This window comes from Pseudoalteromonas rubra, assembly GCF_000238295.3.
GTDB classification, from domain to species: domain Bacteria; phylum Pseudomonadota; class Gammaproteobacteria; order Enterobacterales; family Alteromonadaceae; genus Pseudoalteromonas; species Pseudoalteromonas rubra.
The window spans coordinates 556,144-574,146 of sequence record NZ_AHCD03000020.1 but is presented as its reverse complement, the minus strand read 5'-3'; the positions used below and the strand labels follow the sequence as shown (position 1 = coordinate 574,146).

The 18,003-nt window shown below is 48.7% G+C and carries 13 protein-coding genes; 6 read left to right on the top strand and 7 right to left on the bottom strand.

Annotated elements, in window-relative coordinates:
• The 4 genes from PRUB_RS02610 to PRUB_RS02595 form a co-directional block, all read right to left on the bottom strand.
• The coding region (locus PRUB_RS02610; protein WP_021032857.1) for a hypothetical protein at positions 1-209 on the bottom strand (209 nt) is incomplete at its 3' end.
• Between the two features lie 330 nt (positions 210-539).
• Positions 540-1,286, bottom strand: a complete 747-nt coding sequence (locus PRUB_RS02605; protein ID WP_010382848.1) for an SDR family oxidoreductase — start codon at positions 1,284-1,286, stop codon at positions 540-542.
• A 95-nt stretch (positions 1,287-1,381) separates the two neighbouring features.
• A complete protein-coding gene (locus tag PRUB_RS02600; protein WP_010382849.1) occupies positions 1,382-4,606 on the bottom strand; it encodes a S41 family peptidase in 3,225 nt (1,074 codons plus the stop codon).
• A 132-nt stretch (positions 4,607-4,738) separates the two neighbouring features.
• Positions 4,739-5,227: a winged helix-turn-helix transcriptional regulator gene (locus tag PRUB_RS02595; RefSeq protein WP_010382851.1), complete on the bottom strand. Its 489-nt coding sequence runs from the start codon at positions 5,225-5,227 to the stop codon at positions 4,739-4,741.
• Between the two features lie 370 nt (positions 5,228-5,597).
• Between PRUB_RS02595 and putA the strand changes: the two genes are divergently transcribed.
• From putA to PRUB_RS02580, 3 genes are all read left to right on the top strand, one after another.
• Positions 5,598-9,401 (top strand): bifunctional proline dehydrogenase/L-glutamate gamma-semialdehyde dehydrogenase PutA, encoded by a 3,804-nt coding sequence (gene putA, locus PRUB_RS02590; RefSeq protein WP_010382853.1) that lies wholly within the window; start codon positions 5,598-5,600, stop codon positions 9,399-9,401.
• Positions 9,402-9,589: 188 nt separating this feature from the next.
• On the top strand, positions 9,590-10,789 hold the full coding sequence (locus PRUB_RS02585; protein WP_010382854.1) for an aromatic amino acid transport family protein: 1,200 nt from the start codon (positions 9,590-9,592) through the stop codon (positions 10,787-10,789).
• Positions 10,790-10,880: 91 nt separating this feature from the next.
• Entirely contained in the window at positions 10,881-11,765 is an 885-nt protein-coding gene (locus PRUB_RS02580; protein ID WP_010382855.1) for a hypothetical protein, read from the top strand.
• Between the two features lie 117 nt (positions 11,766-11,882).
• Here the strand turns inward: PRUB_RS02580 and PRUB_RS02575 are convergent, their stop codons facing one another.
• From PRUB_RS02575 to pomA, 3 genes are all read right to left on the bottom strand, one after another.
• Positions 11,883-12,341, bottom strand: a complete 459-nt coding sequence (locus tag PRUB_RS02575; protein WP_242065206.1) for a hypothetical protein — start codon at positions 12,339-12,341, stop codon at positions 11,883-11,885.
• 229 nt (positions 12,342-12,570) lie between these two features.
• Entirely contained in the window at positions 12,571-13,503 is a 933-nt protein-coding gene (locus PRUB_RS02570) for a flagellar motor protein MotB (protein WP_010382857.1), read from the bottom strand.
• A gap of 2 nt (positions 13,504-13,505) precedes the next feature.
• Positions 13,506-14,273, bottom strand: coding sequence for a flagellar motor protein PomA (pomA, locus tag PRUB_RS02565; protein WP_010382858.1), 768 nt, complete (start codon positions 14,271-14,273; stop codon positions 13,506-13,508).
• Positions 14,274-14,514: 241 nt separating this feature from the next.
• Here pomA and xseB point away from each other — a divergent pair, with 241 nt between their 5' ends.
• The 3 genes from xseB to dxs all read left to right on the top strand — a co-directional run bounded on the left by xseB (position 14,515) and on the right by dxs (position 17,695).
• Positions 14,515-14,757 (top strand): exodeoxyribonuclease VII small subunit, encoded by a 243-nt coding sequence (gene xseB / locus PRUB_RS02560; RefSeq protein WP_010382859.1) that lies wholly within the window; start codon positions 14,515-14,517, stop codon positions 14,755-14,757.
• Positions 14,758-14,760: 3 nt separating this feature from the next.
• Entirely contained in the window at positions 14,761-15,648 is an 888-nt protein-coding gene (ispA, locus tag PRUB_RS02555; protein ID WP_010382860.1) for a (2E,6E)-farnesyl diphosphate synthase, read from the top strand.
• Between the two features lie 187 nt (positions 15,649-15,835).
• A complete protein-coding gene (gene dxs / locus PRUB_RS02550) occupies positions 15,836-17,695 on the top strand; it encodes a 1-deoxy-D-xylulose-5-phosphate synthase (protein ID WP_010382861.1) in 1,860 nt (619 codons plus the stop codon).
• Positions 17,696-18,003: the final 308 nt, after the last annotated feature.

Below are 18,003 nucleotides of genomic sequence, written 5' to 3'. Positions count from 1 at the left end.
TTACTGTATCTTAGTTTGAGCAACCCCATGGTGGGGTAGACGTGTAAAGGCAGATTAATGTCACCGGCAATTAAAACAAACTGCTTAGGCGACTGAATATAGATATTTCCCGAGCTATCCTCATAGACACTGGGCGACTGTGCAACACTCGCCTGTGCCAGTGAGGAAAACAGAAATAACAAGCTTATTATTTGTATTATCGTTTTCATATTTTCCAAAATCCCTGACTGATTTTATTTGCCTTAGCACAACAAAAGACAATCTCTCTGAATAAAATTCAATCCGAGATTATACCCAAACCGGGAAAATGAACAAATAATTAATAATAGATTAAACTTCATCTATAGAAGTACACGAGAATTAATGACCAAACAGGCACAAGGCGGTGATGCGTTTATCATAAAGTGCTTCCTGCCTGTAAAAGATTGAACAACAGCTCAGAGCCAAAACAACCAAACAGGAGAGCAATGTACGTATGCGTTTTATCACGTTGTCCCCCTGGTATTATGTTACTCACTTCCATCGGTTGGCGCTTTAAGCTACTTTCCACCAGCTAAATCAATAAAAGTACCTGTTGCATAGCTTGCCTGTTCACTGAGCAACCAGGCGATGGCACTGGCCACCTCTTCGGGTTTGCCACCTCGTTGCAATGGCAAGTATGAAGCCAGCCTGTCGACTCTGTCAGGTTCACCACCATCGGCATGAATATCTGTATAGATACACCCCGGACGGACACAATTCACACGGATCCCGTCTGACGCGAGCTCCAGAGATAAGCCGCGTGTGAAGCTGTCAATGGCACCTTTGGCTGCCGCATAGTCTACATACTCATTTGCGGCTCCAAGATAGGAAGCCGCCGATGACACATTCACGATGGCACACATGTCCGCCTGATGATACGCACGGATCTGCTTAAGCACCTCTCTGGCGCAGATAAAGTAGGGCGTAACATTGGTGCACAACATCTGATTAATGCGTTCAGCTGTCATGTCTTCCACGCGCATTTGAGTAGCCAGCACTCCGGCATTGTTGACCAGATGTGAGATAGGCCCCAATTGTGATTTGATGTCTTCGCACAGCTGAACCACCTGGGCCTCTTCGCAAATATCAGCGGCAAAACTATCCGCAATGCCCCCTTGTGCGCGGATCTGCGCAACCACCTGCTCAGCAGCTGCATGGTTAGATTTATAATTAACGGCTACCTGATAACCCTGCCCAGCAAGCAACTTGGCGCTTGCCGCACCGATCCCCCGGCTACCTCCCGTGATTAAAACGACTTTTTTCATTGTTGTTATTTCCCATATAAAAAGGGGTGCTCTGCACCCCTTTCGATTCATTTTTAACAGTCTGGACAACTGTCCAGACTCAGCTAATGCAGCCGTTATCGGCCAAATTCAGTTGGCGCTGGCGGCACAGTAAGTGGCGTCTTCGGATTTGCTTTCATTTCTTTTAGCAGCTCCTCAACAGCGCGCTCTACTGACGGATCTTTACCTGCATGGATCAGTTCAGGGCGATCAATGACTTCGATATCCGGACTCACGCCCACGTCTTCAATGATCCAGTTACCCTCATTGTCCAGAATACGGAAAGTCGCAGCAATTACCTGACCACCGTCAACCAAACGAGGATTACCCGAAATACCGATCAGACCACCCCAAGTCCGAGTACCAATGAGTTTACCTAATCCCGCCTGGCGGAAGTAGTAAGGTAACGCGTCCCCGCCCGAACTTGAATAGCCATTGATCAACATGGCTTTCGGTCCATCATGGGCAAATTGTGGTGTTTTAGTTGGCTCAACACCACGGCGTTTCCAATAGTTCAATGGTTTGCGAGCCAGCCAGGTGATCATATGCTCAGGTATAAAGCCACCGCCATTGTAACGGTCGTCAATGATCAGGGCATCTTTGGTTGTCTGCGGCATAAAGTGCTTAAACATCGCACGGTTACCTTCAAACAATGTATTTGGCAGATGGACGTAACCGATACGGCCACCTGACAGTTTATCGACATATGCCATGCGAGCATGAACCCACTCAAGGTAACGCAGGCCGCCTTCACTGGCACTTGGCTTCACTGTTACCTGCCAGGCCCCATCCAGGCTTGGTGTGTTATTTAGACGCAGCTCAACCTGAGTCCCCTGAGTATTTTCCAGCAGCTCATAGAAATTACTCACGGAGTTAACCGCGCGACCATTCACCGATACAATGTAATCGCCCACACTGGCGTTCACACCTGGCTCATCCAGCGGCGAGCGGAACTCTTCATGCCAGTTCTCACCCTGATAGATTTTTTCAATGCGTACAAAGCCTGAGTTGTGGGCACTGATCTGAGCCCCTAACAAACCGTGCTTTTTGCGCTTAGCTTTCGGCTCGTCACCAGACTGAACATAGATGTGACCCGCATTGATTTCACCAGCAATTTCGCTCAGAACATAATCCAGGTCATTACGATGTGCGACGGCATCGGCCATTGGCTGATAACGCTTCAAAATGGCATCCCAATCCTGACCATGGTGATTTTCATCATAGAACCAGTCTCTGAGCGTCCGCCAGCCTTCGACATACATTTGTTGCCATTCAACTTTCGGATCGATCTTGAGCATCATGTTGCTCAGGTCAAGTTGTGTCGCTTTCAGATCTTGCTTAGCTTTGGGCTTTATCACACTGTATTTACCGCCAGCACGGACAATCAGATGCTCACCACCAGCAGCGAGCTTGTAGGCCTGTACGCCCTTAGCAACCGTTTGCACTTTGCCATCTTGTTTGTTGGGGATCAGCTTTAGTGTGCCTTCAGACAGTGTCAATACGCCGTCCTTCACACCATTCAGGTCGCCATAACTACCCGCTTTCGCCGGTAGTGCGACCACCCGTGACATAAAGCCCTCAACCTGCAGCTGGTTATCTGCTTTGCTGTCGTCGCCCTTCTCGTCTTTTTCTTCACTGACGATTGCCGCTTCATCACTGTTAAACGCACTCAGTGAAGCAACCTGGCCGTTCACCGCAACAGCATACAAACGGGTTGCATTGTTATACAAATAAGCAAATTCATACGAGCTGAAGGTCAGGTTGAAATCGCGCTCTGACGTAAAATACAGGTATTGACCATCCGGTGAGAATGCCGGGTTCTGCTCGTTGGTCATGTCATCTGTAAGACGACTGAGCGTTTTGCTCTGTGTGTTGTAATGCCACAGCGATGCATATCGGTTGGCATTATTCTTCACAAAGACCAGATCGTCATTGTTAGGAGACCAGGTATACTGAGTGATGCCATCGTCATCATATTTACCGGTATCGATTTTATGCAGCTCACCCGATTTGGCATCCAGCCACCACATAGTGTGGTTTTTATCCGCAAATAACAGCTTTGAACTGTCAGCAGACCAGATTGGGTCAAAGCGCCAGATAGTGCCGTTGCTGGTAAGTTGTGTGACTTCATTATTGTTGGCGCGATCTTTAAGATAAATCTCATATTCGCCCGATGCATCACTCATATAAGCAATATAACGACCGTTCGGCGACCAGCTGGCTGCAATTTCACGACCCTTGTCCGTCATACTCAGGTTACGGGTTGTGCCTTGCTCTACTGGCACTGAAAAGATTTCACCACGTGCAGTAAATAAGGCACGCTTACCGTCATGAGACACATCCATTGAATCAATGAATTTGCTGACATTTTTGGTATAAGGCATAGCGTACTTACGCACCCCTGGCACATTAATGGTCAGCTTTTCAGTGGCTTTGGTTGCCTCATCAAAACGATACAGGTAACCGCCATTTTCATACACGATGGCATCAGGTCCAGCCGAAGGCCACAGCACATCATAGTCACTGTGATTGGTCATTTTAACTGGCGCTTTCCCTTCACGATACTTGTACAAGTTCAGCGTGTAATCACGGTCAGACACAAAGTAAATGCTGTCATTTACCCAGGTTGGCTGCTGATCTGTTGCCCTGTGCTCGGTGAGTTGTTTAGAGGTATTATTCTCTAAATCATACACCCAGACATCCTGCGCACGACCGCCTCGGCTGCGTTTCCAGGTTCTGAACTCACGATCTATCGGGGTATAAACAAACTGTTTACCATCGGGTGACAGCATACCACCACCACTTTCAGGGATTGCCAGTGGCTGCTCCAGGCCACCATCCGCCGGGATCATGAAAGGGCGACCCATACGTTTACCCCAGGGAGTACGATTGGCACGGAATACGATATGTTTGCCGTCCGGCGTCCAGTCAAAAACCCGGTAGTCAAAACCGCCGCGCGGTGGCATTGGGCCTACATCATTGTAATACGTCAGCTGCTTCAGGTTAGAACCATCCGCGTCAATCACATAAATTTGTCGGCTACCATTGTATTCGGCAGCAAAGGCGATGCGTTTGCCATCGGGAGAGAATTTGGGAAACGTCTCAAAGCCAACATGGTCTGTCAGGCGAGTGCTGTTACCCGATTTCGTATCGGCAATGTAGATATCGCCACCATATACGAAGGTAACCTTGTTCTGATGAATATCAGGAAAGCGCAGTAAACGCGTGTCCTCTGTTTGGTAAGCAGCGGCCAGCGGTGCTGCCACAGCCGCAATGGCGGCAACTAGGTGCTTGAGTTTCATAAGCCTCACAAGTTAGTTTTGTTATTTTATCTCATTTATAATAACAACTCTGTTCCTAATTACAGCTAACTTGCGGTCAAAAGCTTGTTACAAAATATGAAACCCCAATGATATGGCCCAACTCAGCGCCTATCACTGAAAGTTCAGTACCTCAACGCCCATGTCTTCTTTAACATGTTCAATCACCATATAGGTATGATTGGTGCCAACACCGGGGATCTCAACGATCTGCCCCAATACCTCTCGGTACTGACGCATATCTTGTACCCGTATCTTTAAAAGGTAGTCGAACCCACCCGCCACCATGTCACAGGCGACCACGTTGGGAAGCTCCAGTACATGTTCCTTAAACGTTTCAAACACTGATTCGGTCGAGCTTTTCAGGGTGATCTCGACATGGGCCACCAGGTGCTGACCCAACTTGGCGGCATTTAACCTGGCAACATAGCCTTCAATATAGCCCTCGGCTTCGAGTTTCTTTACCCTATCCAGGCATGGACTGGGACTCAGATTAACCGCTTTGGCCAGGTTTACATTGGAAATACGGGCATTCTTTTGCAGGATATCCAGGATAGCTAAATCAATCCTGTCGAGCACCCGGGTTTTAATTGAAGTGGTCATTCAGCATAAAATTCTGCACAGCTTGGCAATTACCCGCAAATTTACCGTAATCCAAAAAAATAAGACAGCATATTCTGCTGTCTTTTCGATAGAATGTCCCCGAAATTTGACGTAATCGCCACATCAGAGACTTATCCGTGGCAAACCATTTATTAGAACGCGAGACTGGCTAAAAGTTGAACACCTCTAAAGGTGTGTTAAGGTTAGCACTATGACCGCATCATATTGTCGTAATTGACGCTTTTTGAGAAGACTTACCTTCATTAAAAGGCAAGCTTTGTAGCGAGCACTTACAAACAGTGCCGCTATCACTGCATTAAGTAGTTCAATTTACAATCATTTTTGACTCTTTATTTTATGAGGCTGAGTTATGCTTTATAACGGCGATTTGACAACTACCTGTCCTATCAGACAGAAAATCCGCGATTTTTACCGCATCGATGAAAATGAAGTTATCGACCACATTCTGCCGCTGGCCGAAGTGGGTGTAACAGCGCGTAGCCGTGCCTGGGAAAGAGCCCGTCAGATGGTACTAAATATCCGTCGCGATCAGGATGGTCAGAATGGGATAGACGCGCTACTTAACGAATTCTCTCTGTCATCAGAAGAAGGCGTGGTATTGATGTGTTTGGCCGAAGCTTTGCTGCGAGTACCAGATAAAGAAACTCAAGACCAGCTGATCCGCGACAAGCTAGCTAAGGGCGACTGGAGTTCTCACCTTGGTAGCAGTGACTCTCTGTTTGTAAACGCGTCGAGCTGGGGTTTGCTGGTCACCGGTAAAATGGTGAACTACAGTGACAAACAACAGGAAGAACAGTTTGGTATTCTAAAACGCACGGTTGGCCGCTTGGGTGAACCAGTGATCCGTAAGTCTGTCAACTTTGCCATGAAGATCATGGGTAAACAGTTTGTCATGGGTGAAACCATCCAGGATGCGATTACACGCGCCGCAGAAAAAGAACAAAAAGGCTACGTATACTCATACGATATGCTGGGCGAAGGTGCGCGTACCATGGCGGATGCCGAGCGCTACTACCATAGCTACATGAATGCAATCCACGCCATCGGTAAAGCAGCTGCCGGTCGTGGCCCAGTTAAGAGCCCGGGTATTTCAGTTAAGCTTTCTGCTATCCACCCGCGTTATGAGTTTTCTCACAGCGACCGTGTGATGGAAGAGTTGGTGCCTAAGCTGAAAGAGCTGGCGGTAGCAGCAAAGCAGTATGATATCGGCTTTACGGTGGATGCTGAAGAAGCGGATCGCCTGGATATCTCTTTAGACGTGATTGAAGCGGTCTTCTCAGCACCGGAGCTGGATGGCTGGAATGGTTTTGGCCTGGCAGTACAAGCGTATCAGAAGCGTGCTATTTTTGTAGTGGAATGGGTTGCTGATCTGGCTCGTCGCGTAGGTCGTAAACTGATGGTCCGTCTGGTAAAAGGTGCTTACTGGGATACCGAAATCAAAACCACACAGCAAGACGGTTTAGACCACTTCCCGGTATTTACTCGTAAAGCGACTACTGACGTCTCTTATAAAGCATGTGCAATCAAACTACTGGAAGCACGTGATGTGCTGTTTCCGCAGTTCGCTACGCACAACGCTTACACCGCAGCGACTATTCTTGAAGTGGCTAAAGGCGACAACACTGGGTTCGAATTCCAGCGTCTGCACGGTATGGGTGAATCCCTGTTTGACCAAATCGTAGAAAGCGAAGGGATCCAGTGTCGTGTTTACGCACCGGTTGGCCATCATGAAGACTTGCTCGCCTACCTGGTGCGTCGTCTGCTTGAAAACGGTGCCAATTCATCGTTCGTTAATGCCATTGTCGATACCACTAAACCAGTAGAATCTCTGCTGCCTGATCCGGTTGAAACCTTGCAAGGCCTGCGTAACAAATATAACAAGCAGATCAATCTGCCTATTGAGTTGTACGGCGATGAGCGTCCAAACTCAAAAGGAATGGACCTGACTGACATTAATGTGCTCACCCCGTTCAAAGAAAACCTGGATAACTGGTTCAACGAACATCGCATTGAAGAAAGCGATGTGCCAGAGGGTCGCATGGCAGTACGCAACCCGGCTAATCACACAGAAATTGTCGGCCATGTACCTGTGCATGATGAAACATACATGCAAGGTATCCTGAGCAATGCAGAAAACGCTTTTGCAGAGTGGTCGCAAACGCCTGTGAAAGAGCGAGCGGACCTGCTGCGCCGTGTGGGTGATATTCTTGAGCGTCACCATGACGAGTTGGTAGCAATCTGTATTAAAGAAGCCGGTAAGATCACACAAGATGGTATTGATGAAGTACGCGAAGCTGTAGACTTCTGTCGTTACTATGCAGCACGTGCCGAAGAGCTATCTAAAGACGAGCGTTTTGAAGCCCGTGGTGTGATTTTGTGTATCAGCCCTTGGAACTTCCCATTGGCGATCTTCCTGGGTCAGGTTGCCGCAGCCATAGTGACGGGTAATACTGTTATTGCTAAGCCTGCCGAGCAAACAAGCATGATTGCTGTTCGTTGTATCGAGCTGATGCGTACCGTTGGTCTGCCTGAGCATGTTGTTCAACCAGTTATTGCGCGCGGTAGCGAAGTAGGTAAGCACATTGTTCCAGATGAGCGTATTCAGGCTGTGATGTTCACCGGTTCAACTGAAACCGGCACATTGATTTCACAAATTCTGGCTGAGCGTAACGACATCCAGGTCCCGCTGATCGCAGAGACAGGTGGCCAAAACTGTATGATCGTGGACTCAACAGCCCTGCCTGAGCAAGTTGTTGACGACGTCATTTCTTCTGGTTTCCAAAGTGCCGGTCAGCGCTGTTCAGCCCTGCGGGTACTGTTCCTGCAAGAAGACGTCGCGGATGGCATTATCAAAATGCTGCAAGGTGCACTACAAGAGCTGCATGTTGGCGACCCGGCGCTGTTGTCTACCGATGTAGGCCCGGTGATCGACGAAAAAGCACTGAATGTTCTGACTAAACACGTTGAGTTTATGAAAGGCAACGGCAAGTTGTTGTTTGAAGCTAAGATCCCGGACAACAGTGAAAATGGTGCTTACTTCTTTGCGCCGCGCTTGTATGAAATCTCTGACTTGTCAGTGTTGAAGCGCGAAGTATTTGGCCCGGTTGTTCATGTCATTCGCTTCAAAGGCGAAGACCTCGATAATGTGATTGATCAGATCAATGGGACAGGATACGGCCTGACTATGGGTGTTCACTCTCGTATTGAATCTCGTTGTGAATATCTGGCGAAAATGTCTCGTGCGGGTAATGTCTACGTCAACCGGAACATGATCGGTGCTATCGTGGGTGTACAACCATTCGGTGGTCGCGGATTATCAGGCACAGGCCCTAAAGCCGGTGGTCCAAACTATCTATGGCGCTTGGTAAAAGAGAAAGCGTCTCCGGACAACGTTCAGATGACAAACCTGACACCAGATGAGTTAGAAACGCACCACTTCCCGGGTGCAGTTGAGCAGGTCAAGGCCCTAATGCAAAACTCGCTTCGCGATGAAAAGATCTGGCGTGCGACACCACTCAATGACCGAGTGTCTGCGGTACGACAGCTACTCGCCAAAATTGCAACGGTTGAGATCATTGACGACCTGGCGGACGATTTGGCTCTGACACTGGCGGATGCCCGTGCCCAGCTTAACCGCCTGGAAAAACGTATGCGTTCTCACATCACCTTACCAGGGCCAACGGGTGAGTCTAACACCTTGCACCTCGAACCACGTGGCTGTGTTGTGTGTTATGCCGATAAGAGTACCTCGTTTAATTTCTGGGCACTCTCTATTATTACTGCACTGGCAGCAGGTAATACCGTGATCACGGTGGCATCGGACCTGTTCTACGACGAAGCACAAGCATTCCGCAATAAGTTTATCTCCACCGGGGTTGCCGAAGGTGTACTGCAGGTCGCCAGACCTAACCAGTTACAAGCAATTCTGGCGCATTCGCACCTGTCAGGCGCAGTGGTTGCTGCACGTTCGTCACGCCTGGGTTACTTCAGTCAGCAGCTGGCGGCACGTACAGGCGCTATCCTGCCAGTGATCAGTGCTGAGTACTACGACACCCTGATCAGCCGGCTGTTAACAGAAAAGACAGTCAGTGTTGATACCACCGCATCGGGTGGTAATACATCGCTGATGACTTTGGTAGAAGACGACGAATAACTGAATGCGTTAACTCTTATTCAATCTAAGCCGGCATTCGCCGGCTTTTTTTATGCAATTTCAATCACCTTAAACGGCGCTGTAATGCACAAATTACAAGCCTGTACCTTGATTTGTAGCAAAACTATTTCATTTTTTATTGAACCGTTATATTGTGCCTGCTTCTCTCACAAAGTTAGGGGCTATGTGTGCAAAAGAACAAAACTATCGGCAGCATGTTAATCGTTGCCGGCACCACCATCGGAGCAGGCATGCTGGCGCTGCCGATCGCTTCTGCGGGACTAGGATTCACCACCGCGTTACTCTTAATACTGGCAACCTGGGCCTTGATGACCTACACCGCCTTACTGATGCTCGAACTACATCAATACGCCAACAAAGAAGCCACACTCAACACACTCGCTAAACGCATTTTGGGTAAAAAAGGCCAGTATGTGGCAAACTTCTCCATGGTATTTTTGTTTTATGCACTGTGTGCTGCCTACATTGCAGGCGGCGGTGCTCAGCTTCAGGAGAAGCTGACTGCATTAACCAGTATGGAGATTGCACCTCAGGCAGGCTCAGTACTGCTGGCCATCATGGTCGCTACCATTGTGACTTTGGGTACCAGCACAGTCGATAAGCTCAATCGCGTTCTATTCACGATCAAGATCCTGGTATTGGCCAGTTTGTTCTTTGTTCTTACACCCTATGTACGCGGTCAACACTTGCTAGATATGCCCGTCGAGCAAGGACTTATCATCTCTGCTCTGCCGGTCATCTTCACGTCATTTGGCTTTCATGGCTCCATTCCCTCTATCGTTAAGTATGTGGGCCTTGATATCCGCACACTGAGAAAAGTGATGATAGTGGGCGCGTCACTGCCTTTAGTGATCTATATAGGCTGGCAATTGCTCAGTCAGGGTGTGATGGCACAAAGTGCGTTACTAAATAGCGAAGGGCTGCCTGGGTTTGTAGCTAGTATCTCCAGTATCGCGCATAGCCCACAGGTGAGCACCTTTGTAACACTGTTTGCCGACCTGGCACTGGCGACCTCATTTTTAGGAGTCAGCCTGGGTCTGTTTGACTTTTTTGCTGATGCCTTTAAAAAGCGTAATACCGTGTCCGAGCGGGTGATCACGGCACTCATCACCTTCTTACCGCCACTTGGTTTTGCACTGTTTTATCCGCAAGGGTTTATTACGGCGCTGGGTTATGCGGCGATTGCACTCGTCGTGCTGGCCATTTTCCTGCCAGTCACTATGGTTTGGCAGCAACGTAAAACACAACAGGCGGACGGCTACCAGGTGGTCGGTGGAAATCTGGGCCTGGTGTGCGCAGGACTTTGCGGCGTACTGATCATTTCAGCACAATGTTTGCAAATGCTCGGGGTGATCCCGCCACTTTAACAAATCACCACATTTTTTGCCTCGATTTACCTGCGGTTGGCGATATAATGCCCGTATAAAGACATTACCAGCCGTAGTTAAGAAGGACCGTATGAAGCATCTGATCCCCCTCATTCTTCCAGCCACTTTACTTATCGCCTGTGGCGGAGAGAATAGCGAGCCATTAAAAGCAAACCCAGACTCGTCCACAGATAACAATACCCAGGATACGGGCAACCTCACACAAAGCTGCGGCAACGATTTCAACGCGCAACGGTTGCTCAACAAGTTTGAAAGCACCGCGGTCTTTTGGCAAATTGAGGGGGCTCGGTTACAGTCCAAGCCCCAGCTCACCATATTAGCCGACAAGTTTTCTCTCTCTGCGTCCCATGAACTCAGCTCGGATGACACTTTATGCCTGCTGGCCGCGAATATTTTTGGCTCCAGTGGCGCACAAACCTGGCAAGGGGATGATAATGGCTCGGTAAAACCGGGTGAGTTGTACTATTACAGCCCCGCGATGGCCTTTACAGGGGCTTTACCGTCGCTCACCTCACTGGATGACTGGCGCAGCCAGGGGGCCCCGGCACAGACAGCTATCACGACCCCAAGCAGCGAGATCACCATTTGGTATCGCAACCGGGATGAAAACCGCTTTACTTTGGGAACGGCACAAAGCAATCAAAATCCGGTCATCCTGAGTTGTGATCAAGACGGATTTGCATTGTCTTACTCTCTGTCGCAGGTCGTGCAAAGCCAAGTAGATACACTCAACCCCAGCTTCTGTGAAACGCAAGGCACCGGAGAGAACGCCGTTACCCAGTGCCTGAGTGTGGCACTCACCACCACAGATAAACTGGAATCATGTACATTTGGCGCAACCAGTGTGGCCTTGCCTGACAACACTGGCAACAAAACATCAGTCAAAGTGGCAGGTGAGCTCAATATAGTAACAGGAGATGCTGAGCTGAAGATCACCCAGATTGATGTTCGCTAATGAACAGGTCCTGCCAGCGGTGGGACCAGAAGAAAGAAACCTCTTTATACCAATTTGCTTAATTAAGTGAGCTATTTTGAGGCGAGAAAATAGAACAGGTATTAAGTGAAATTGGTATTACCCTAAATCTTGATTGGTTTGCGGAGGCGGGCTGTCTTTCGCTTTGCGGCCAAATACGTAAATCAAGGGAGCAAAGCACAAAAATACGGTGGCGTAATTGACTAAAGGCAATATGGTTCTGTATAGGTAACCTGAATAACTCAAGTCCATCAGATGCCAGTCAACCAAGCGGAATAACTGTAATAAAGGGGCAGGGATCACCACAAGCTGGCAGATAATGCTCTGCCACATATACATTTTATCTTTGAGTGCCCAGTAAGCAACTATGGCTATGAAAAGGATATCCGTGGCAGCCCAATAAATATATCGATACACTTTGTTTGTATCGTACTCCATGATCAGATCGTATGTCAGATAGCCGTTAATGAAAAATGCAAGGCACAGTAAAGCATATCTGAGTGCCTGCTTATCCTTCAGAAAAAAGAACAGCACCACGGCAATAGAAACTAGTACCATTTGGCTATCAAATATGGCATGAAGGATCGGCGTTATGTTCGCGCCGTTAATATCGATCTGAGTCATGGAAACGAATTAAGTGGTTACTCTGGCTTTTCATCGCCATCAGCACCACCACCATTTGAACCGGGCATATAAGCGTATTTATTAAGCATTGTTTTCTCCATTAACATTGTAAGATAAAGTCCGTGGCCTAGCGTAGCCCAAGAATCGGTACCACGCAATACCTCTAATTGCTTTCGCGTACATTAATTGGCTCAGATTCTTTAGCCTTACCTTGCATAATAGATATTTCGACACGCCGGTTGCGACGACGGTCTTCATCAGTCTCATTTGGCACCAGAGGCCGTGTATCCGCATGCCCAACTACCACCATACGATTTTTGTCAAATCCAGTGACCGTCTGCATTTCTGACGCGACTGCAACCGCCCGAGTCGCTGACAAATCCCAGTTATTACTATATAGCTCATTCGAAAACTGGAAGTCATCCGTATGCCCGGACACCGTTATTTCGCCAGGCACATCTTTGAGTAACTCGGCAATATCCTGGATCACCGGTTTAAACTTAGGTTGCAAGAATGCGCTACCAGAAGGAAAAGAGCCATTCTCCTGGATCCGAATAATAATTTGCTGCCCCAATGACTCCAGTTCAATCGCACCATCCATGATTTGTTTTTCAAGCTGCTGGGCGATTTTCTTCACCAGCTCATTAACCTGTTCCTGCTCCGCTGCTGCAATGGCCTGCGTCATCGACTGCTCTTGTGCTGTGCTGGAAGATTCGCCACCGCGTTTGTTACCGCGCTGCTCTTGTCGTCCACCTGCGGAGCTTTCGTCACCCGCCTGAAACTCCAGCATTTGCTGGGTCATTTCAACGGTCTGTTGCTGAATGGTTTCTATGGGAGTGGGCTCAGGCTTACCGGGTGTGAATTCCATGGCAATCACACTGGTGCCTTTGGGAATATCTTTTACCTCAATCTTGTTTTGCACACCGAATGCAAACTTCATCGAGCCCGCAATCTGCTTAAATTTGAGTACATCCATTTCCGAAAACGCCAGCAGCAGAACGAAGAAACACATCAGCAGTGACATCAGATCAGCAAAAGTCCCCATCCAGGCAGGCAGGCCCGGGGGAGGACATTTGCATTCGTTCTCGTCTGACATAACTACTCCTCAGCCTCACCACCGCGCTTGGACTCAGGCAGGTAGTTTTTCAGGATACCTTCTATCACTTTCGGGTTCTGACCGTCCTGAATCCCCAAAATGGCATCCAGGATTAAACGTTGATTACGTTCTTCCTCATCTTTACGCAGTTCCAATTTTACCTGAATTGGAATAGCCACAACGTTAGCCAGGAACGCACCATACAGTGTCGTCAATAGTGCAACGGCCATCGCAGGCCCAATCGCTTTTGGATCATCCATATTTGATAGCATAGCTACCAGACCAATCAGGGTACCAATCATCCCCATTGCGGGGGCAATGTCCGCCAGAGACTTAAACAATCCAGCGCCCATTTCGTGACGCGTCGAGGTCAGCGCAATGTCTTTTTGCAGGGTTGCCCTGACCACATCCGCATCGTGACCATCCACCAGCATGTCAACGCCTTTACGCATAAAGGAATTGGGAATTTCGGCCTCTTCTAATGCCAGAAAGCCACCTTTACGCGCAGAATCTGCCAGCTCAACCGCTTTCTCAATCAGCTCTTCTGGGGTCTCCAGCTTAAACATAAAGGCCTTACCAGCCACTTTACCAATGCCAAAAAACTGGCTCATGGTGAAGTTAGACAGCACGATAAAAATCGAGCCACCAAATACAATAACCACTGATGGAGTGTTGTAAAACATGGCGACCTGGCCATCACTACTAAGTACCATGGACATCACAATCAAGCCAATGGCCCCTAAGATACCAATCACGGTTGCTAAATCCACACACCCTCCAAAGGAAATTACCCGTTATCTATCACGCAGTTATTATTATCGACAGAGTTATCGGCCAGTTTTGCAATAACTTAACTCAATTATATTAAATTGCCTTGAAATTGCGAATCCATAAACCCATGGCGAGCCATTCTGACTATATAACGCAAAAATTCTGAGAGATCTTTGACCTCAATCTGTAATACTCATAAAATTAGGCGTTTTTTAATTTAGCTCAAAGTGAATACTGCACATGGCGACAAAAAAACCGGAAAACATGAGCTTTGAAGAAGCTGTTGACGAGCTTGAAAGCATTGTACAGGGCATGGAACGGGGCGAACTCAGCCTCGAACAGTCGCTCAAGCAATTTGAACGCGGGATAAAGCTGGCCAATGCTTCCTCGCAAAAGCTGCAACAGGCAGAACAGAAAGTGGCGATTTTACTCGGTAATGACGAGCAAAGCCCGCTAAATGAATTTACGGACGAGCTGGAATAAACATTGGATTTACAAGCACAACTTGCTCATGCCAGAGCGCAGGTCGAAAAAACTGTAGCAGCGTATTTTGCTCAGCAATTGGACAGTGACGACACAGCCATTGCCGCAGCGCGTTACAGCATTAGTAATGGTGGTAAGCGATTGCGCCCATTTTTGGTCTATGCAACCGGGCAAATCTTTGGTGCCGCGCCTCGCGATCTCGATATCGCCGCAGCCGCCGTCGAATGCATCCACAGTTATTCATTGGTTCATGATGACCTCCCGGCTATGGACGATGATGACCTGCGCCGCGGTAAACCAACTTGCCACATTGCCTTTGATGAAGCACAAGCAATTCTGGCTGGCGATGCGCTGCAAACTCTGGCTTTTGAGCTGTTATCTGCACATACGTTCTCTGTTCCGGCAGCAAATCAGATTGCGATGATCAAAACGCTTGCAAAGGCATCCGGCCTGCAAGGTATGGTCGGTGGTCAGGCACTGGATTTGGCAGCAACCGATAAGTCAGTGAGCTTGGCGGAGCTGGAGCGGATCCACCGCTTAAAAACAGGCGCGCTGCTGACTTGTGCCATTGAGCTCGGCGCGCTGTGTGCCCCTGATGTGTCGCCACACACCCTTGCCCGACTGCATGACTATGGTCAGAATATTGGCCTGGCATTTCAGGTTCAGGATGACATTCTCGACATAGAAGGTAACACTGAGGTGCTGGGCAAACCTCAGGGGTCTGATCTGGAACACAATAAATCTACGTATCCTGCACTATTGGGATTATCAGGAGCCAAGCAAAAAGCACAGGCACTCGTAGAAGAGGCAAAACAGGCACTGCACCAAATTGATGCAGACACGCAAACCCTGGCTTTGCTGGCAGATTATATTATTGCCAGAGACCACTAATGGCTGAAAACCGACTAGCAATCAACTGATAAGTCGCTAAATTAATAACTAGTTAAGTTATACTGTGGTGCATTGCACACTGCACGCCGAACAAAGCGCCGAGCACCCAGCACAGAATTTATAAATTTAATGGCGGATAACAATGACAACCAAGTCAGCGAACTCTGCCCAGGATAACGTAATCAATATGAGTCTTGATAACAGCAAGTATCCCCTTTTGGCATTGATAGAGCAGCCTGAGCAGCTGCGCACTTTGCCACAACATAAACTGACCGAGTTCAGCGATGAGCTACGTGACTATCTGCTCAATTCGGTCTCGCAAAGTAGCGGTCACCTTGCCTCCGGCCTAGGCACGGTTGAGCTGACGGTGGCGCTGCATTATGTGTACAATACGCCAGCCGACCGTCTGGTATGGGATGTAGGCCATCAGGCCTATCCGCATAAAATACTTACGGGTCGCCGCGATCAAATGCATACCATACGACAAAAAGACGGCCTGCACCCCTTCCCATTCCGTGAAGAGAGCGAGTACGATACATTCAGTGTTGGCCACTCCAGTACCTCTATCTCAGCTGCACTGGCCATGGCAATTGCCGCTGAAAAGGAACAGCAAGGGCGTAAAGTCGTCGCTGTTATAGGTGATGGTGCAATGACCGCAGGTATGGCTTTTGAAGCCATGAACCATGCCGGTGATGTAAAATCAGATATGCTGGTGATCCTCAACGACAATGAAATGTCAATTTCCGAGAACGTCGGCGCACTGAATAACCACTTTGCACGGATCTTATCAGGGAGCTTTTATACCAATATCCGCGAAGGCGGTAAAAAGCTGCTTTCAGGTGTCCCCCCTGTTAAAGAGCTGGCGAGTAAGGTTGAAGAACACCTTAAGGGTATGGTTATCCCGGGCACCTTCTTTGAAGAACTCGGTTTTAACTACATTGGCCCAATCGACGGCCACGATGTCAATATGCTGGTAGATACGCTCAGAAACATGCGCAACCTCAAAGGACCTCAGTTACTGCACGTTAAGACCCAAAAAGGCAAAGGCTACCAACCCGCTGAAGCCGACCCTATTGGTTACCACGCAGTACCTAAGTTTGACCCAAGCATTCACAGCAAACCTAAGTCAAAACCAGGTGCACCAACATTTTCTAAAGTATTTGGTGACTGGTTATGTGACATGGCAGAACAAGACAATAAGCTGATGGCCATCACGCCAGCCATGCGCGAAGGCTCAGGCATGGTGCGCTTCTCTAAAGAGCACCCAAGTCAGTACTTTGATGTGGCCATTGCAGAGCAACATGCCGTCACCTTAGGCGCCGGATTTGCCTGTGAAGGTCTCAACCCGGTCGTGGCCATCTACTCCAGCTTTTTGCAACGGGGTTACGATCAGCTGATCCACGATGTGGCATTGCAAAATCTGCCAGTGTTGTTTGCCATTGACCGTGCCGGCATTGTTGGCGCAGATGGCGAAACTCACCAGGGGGCTTACGATCTGAGCTTTATGCGTTGTATTCCCAACATGGTGATTATGGCTCCCAGCGACCTGAATGAATGTCGCCAGATGCTCTACACCGGTCATCGTCTACAGCAACCTGCCGCCGTACGCTACCCGCGAGGCTCAGTAGGTGAAGCAGAGATTGAAGCACAGATGACTGAGCTGGAGGTGGGCAAAGCTAACCTGCTGCGCTCCGGCAAAAAAGTCGCCATTCTTAACTTTGGTACCTTACTGCACAATGCAAAGCCGGTCGCAGAAGCGCTGGATGCAACTTTAGTTGATATGCGCTTTGTGAAGCCACTTGATAGCGAAATGGTTACTAAGCTCGCAGCCGAGCATGACCTGCTGGTGACATTGGAAGACAATGCCATCGCAGGCGGTGCAGGCAGTGCGGTCAGCGAGCACCTGGCCGCTGCGCAGATCCTCAAACCCATTTTGCACCTCGGTATTCCGGATGAGTTCATCAAGCATGGTACACAAGACCAGATGCACACCGAAATGGGCCTGGATGCAGACGGGATCCAAAAACGGATACAAGCCGTCCTGTAACCGCTGTACCACCTAATATTGAGCCACTGTCATCACAGTGGCTTTTTTATTTCCTGCCTGCCAAACACAGACTGCTCCGAACATGTCAATCATTGCGCCACGTCATAAAAAGGTGCCTTTAGACTGGTAAATATAAACCAACTCACAGACAATACAGCGGTGATTAAATGGAATTAACGTGTCCCGCCGGGATGCGTCTTCACGGAACCAAGTCCACTCGATTACCCAAAGTGCGAGTGACCAAGGCCCAACGAATGTCCTCCCCTCGCCTTTCGGTTTAGTGGTTCTAAGCTGCCCGAGCACAGAGG

Excerpts from the sequence above, each read along its gene's own strand:
- PRUB_RS02600 (WP_010382849.1), bottom strand. The coding sequence starts at position 4,606 with ATGAAACTCAAGCACCTAGTTGCCGCCATTGCGGCTGTGGCAGCACCG.
- xseB (WP_010382859.1), top strand. The coding sequence starts at position 14,515 with ATGGCGACAAAAAAACCGGAAAACATGAGCTTTGAAGAAGCTGTTGAC.
- PRUB_RS02605 (WP_010382848.1), bottom strand. The coding sequence starts at position 1,286 with ATGAAAAAAGTCGTTTTAATCACGGGAGGTAGCCGGGGGATCGGTGCG.
- dxs (WP_010382861.1), top strand. The coding sequence starts at position 15,836 with ATGAGTCTTGATAACAGCAAGTATCCCCTTTTGGCATTGATAGAGCAG.
- PRUB_RS02570 (WP_010382857.1), bottom strand. The coding sequence starts at position 13,503 with ATGTCAGACGAGAACGAATGCAAATGTCCTCCCCCGGGCCTGCCTGCC.
- putA (WP_010382853.1), top strand. The coding sequence starts at position 5,598 with ATGCTTTATAACGGCGATTTGACAACTACCTGTCCTATCAGACAGAAA.
- PRUB_RS02580 (WP_010382855.1), top strand. The coding sequence starts at position 10,881 with ATGAAGCATCTGATCCCCCTCATTCTTCCAGCCACTTTACTTATCGCC.
- PRUB_RS02575 (WP_242065206.1), bottom strand. The coding sequence starts at position 12,341 with ATGGTACTAGTTTCTATTGCCGTGGTGCTGTTCTTTTTTCTGAAGGAT.
- PRUB_RS02595 (WP_010382851.1), bottom strand. The coding sequence starts at position 5,227 with ATGACCACTTCAATTAAAACCCGGGTGCTCGACAGGATTGATTTAGCT.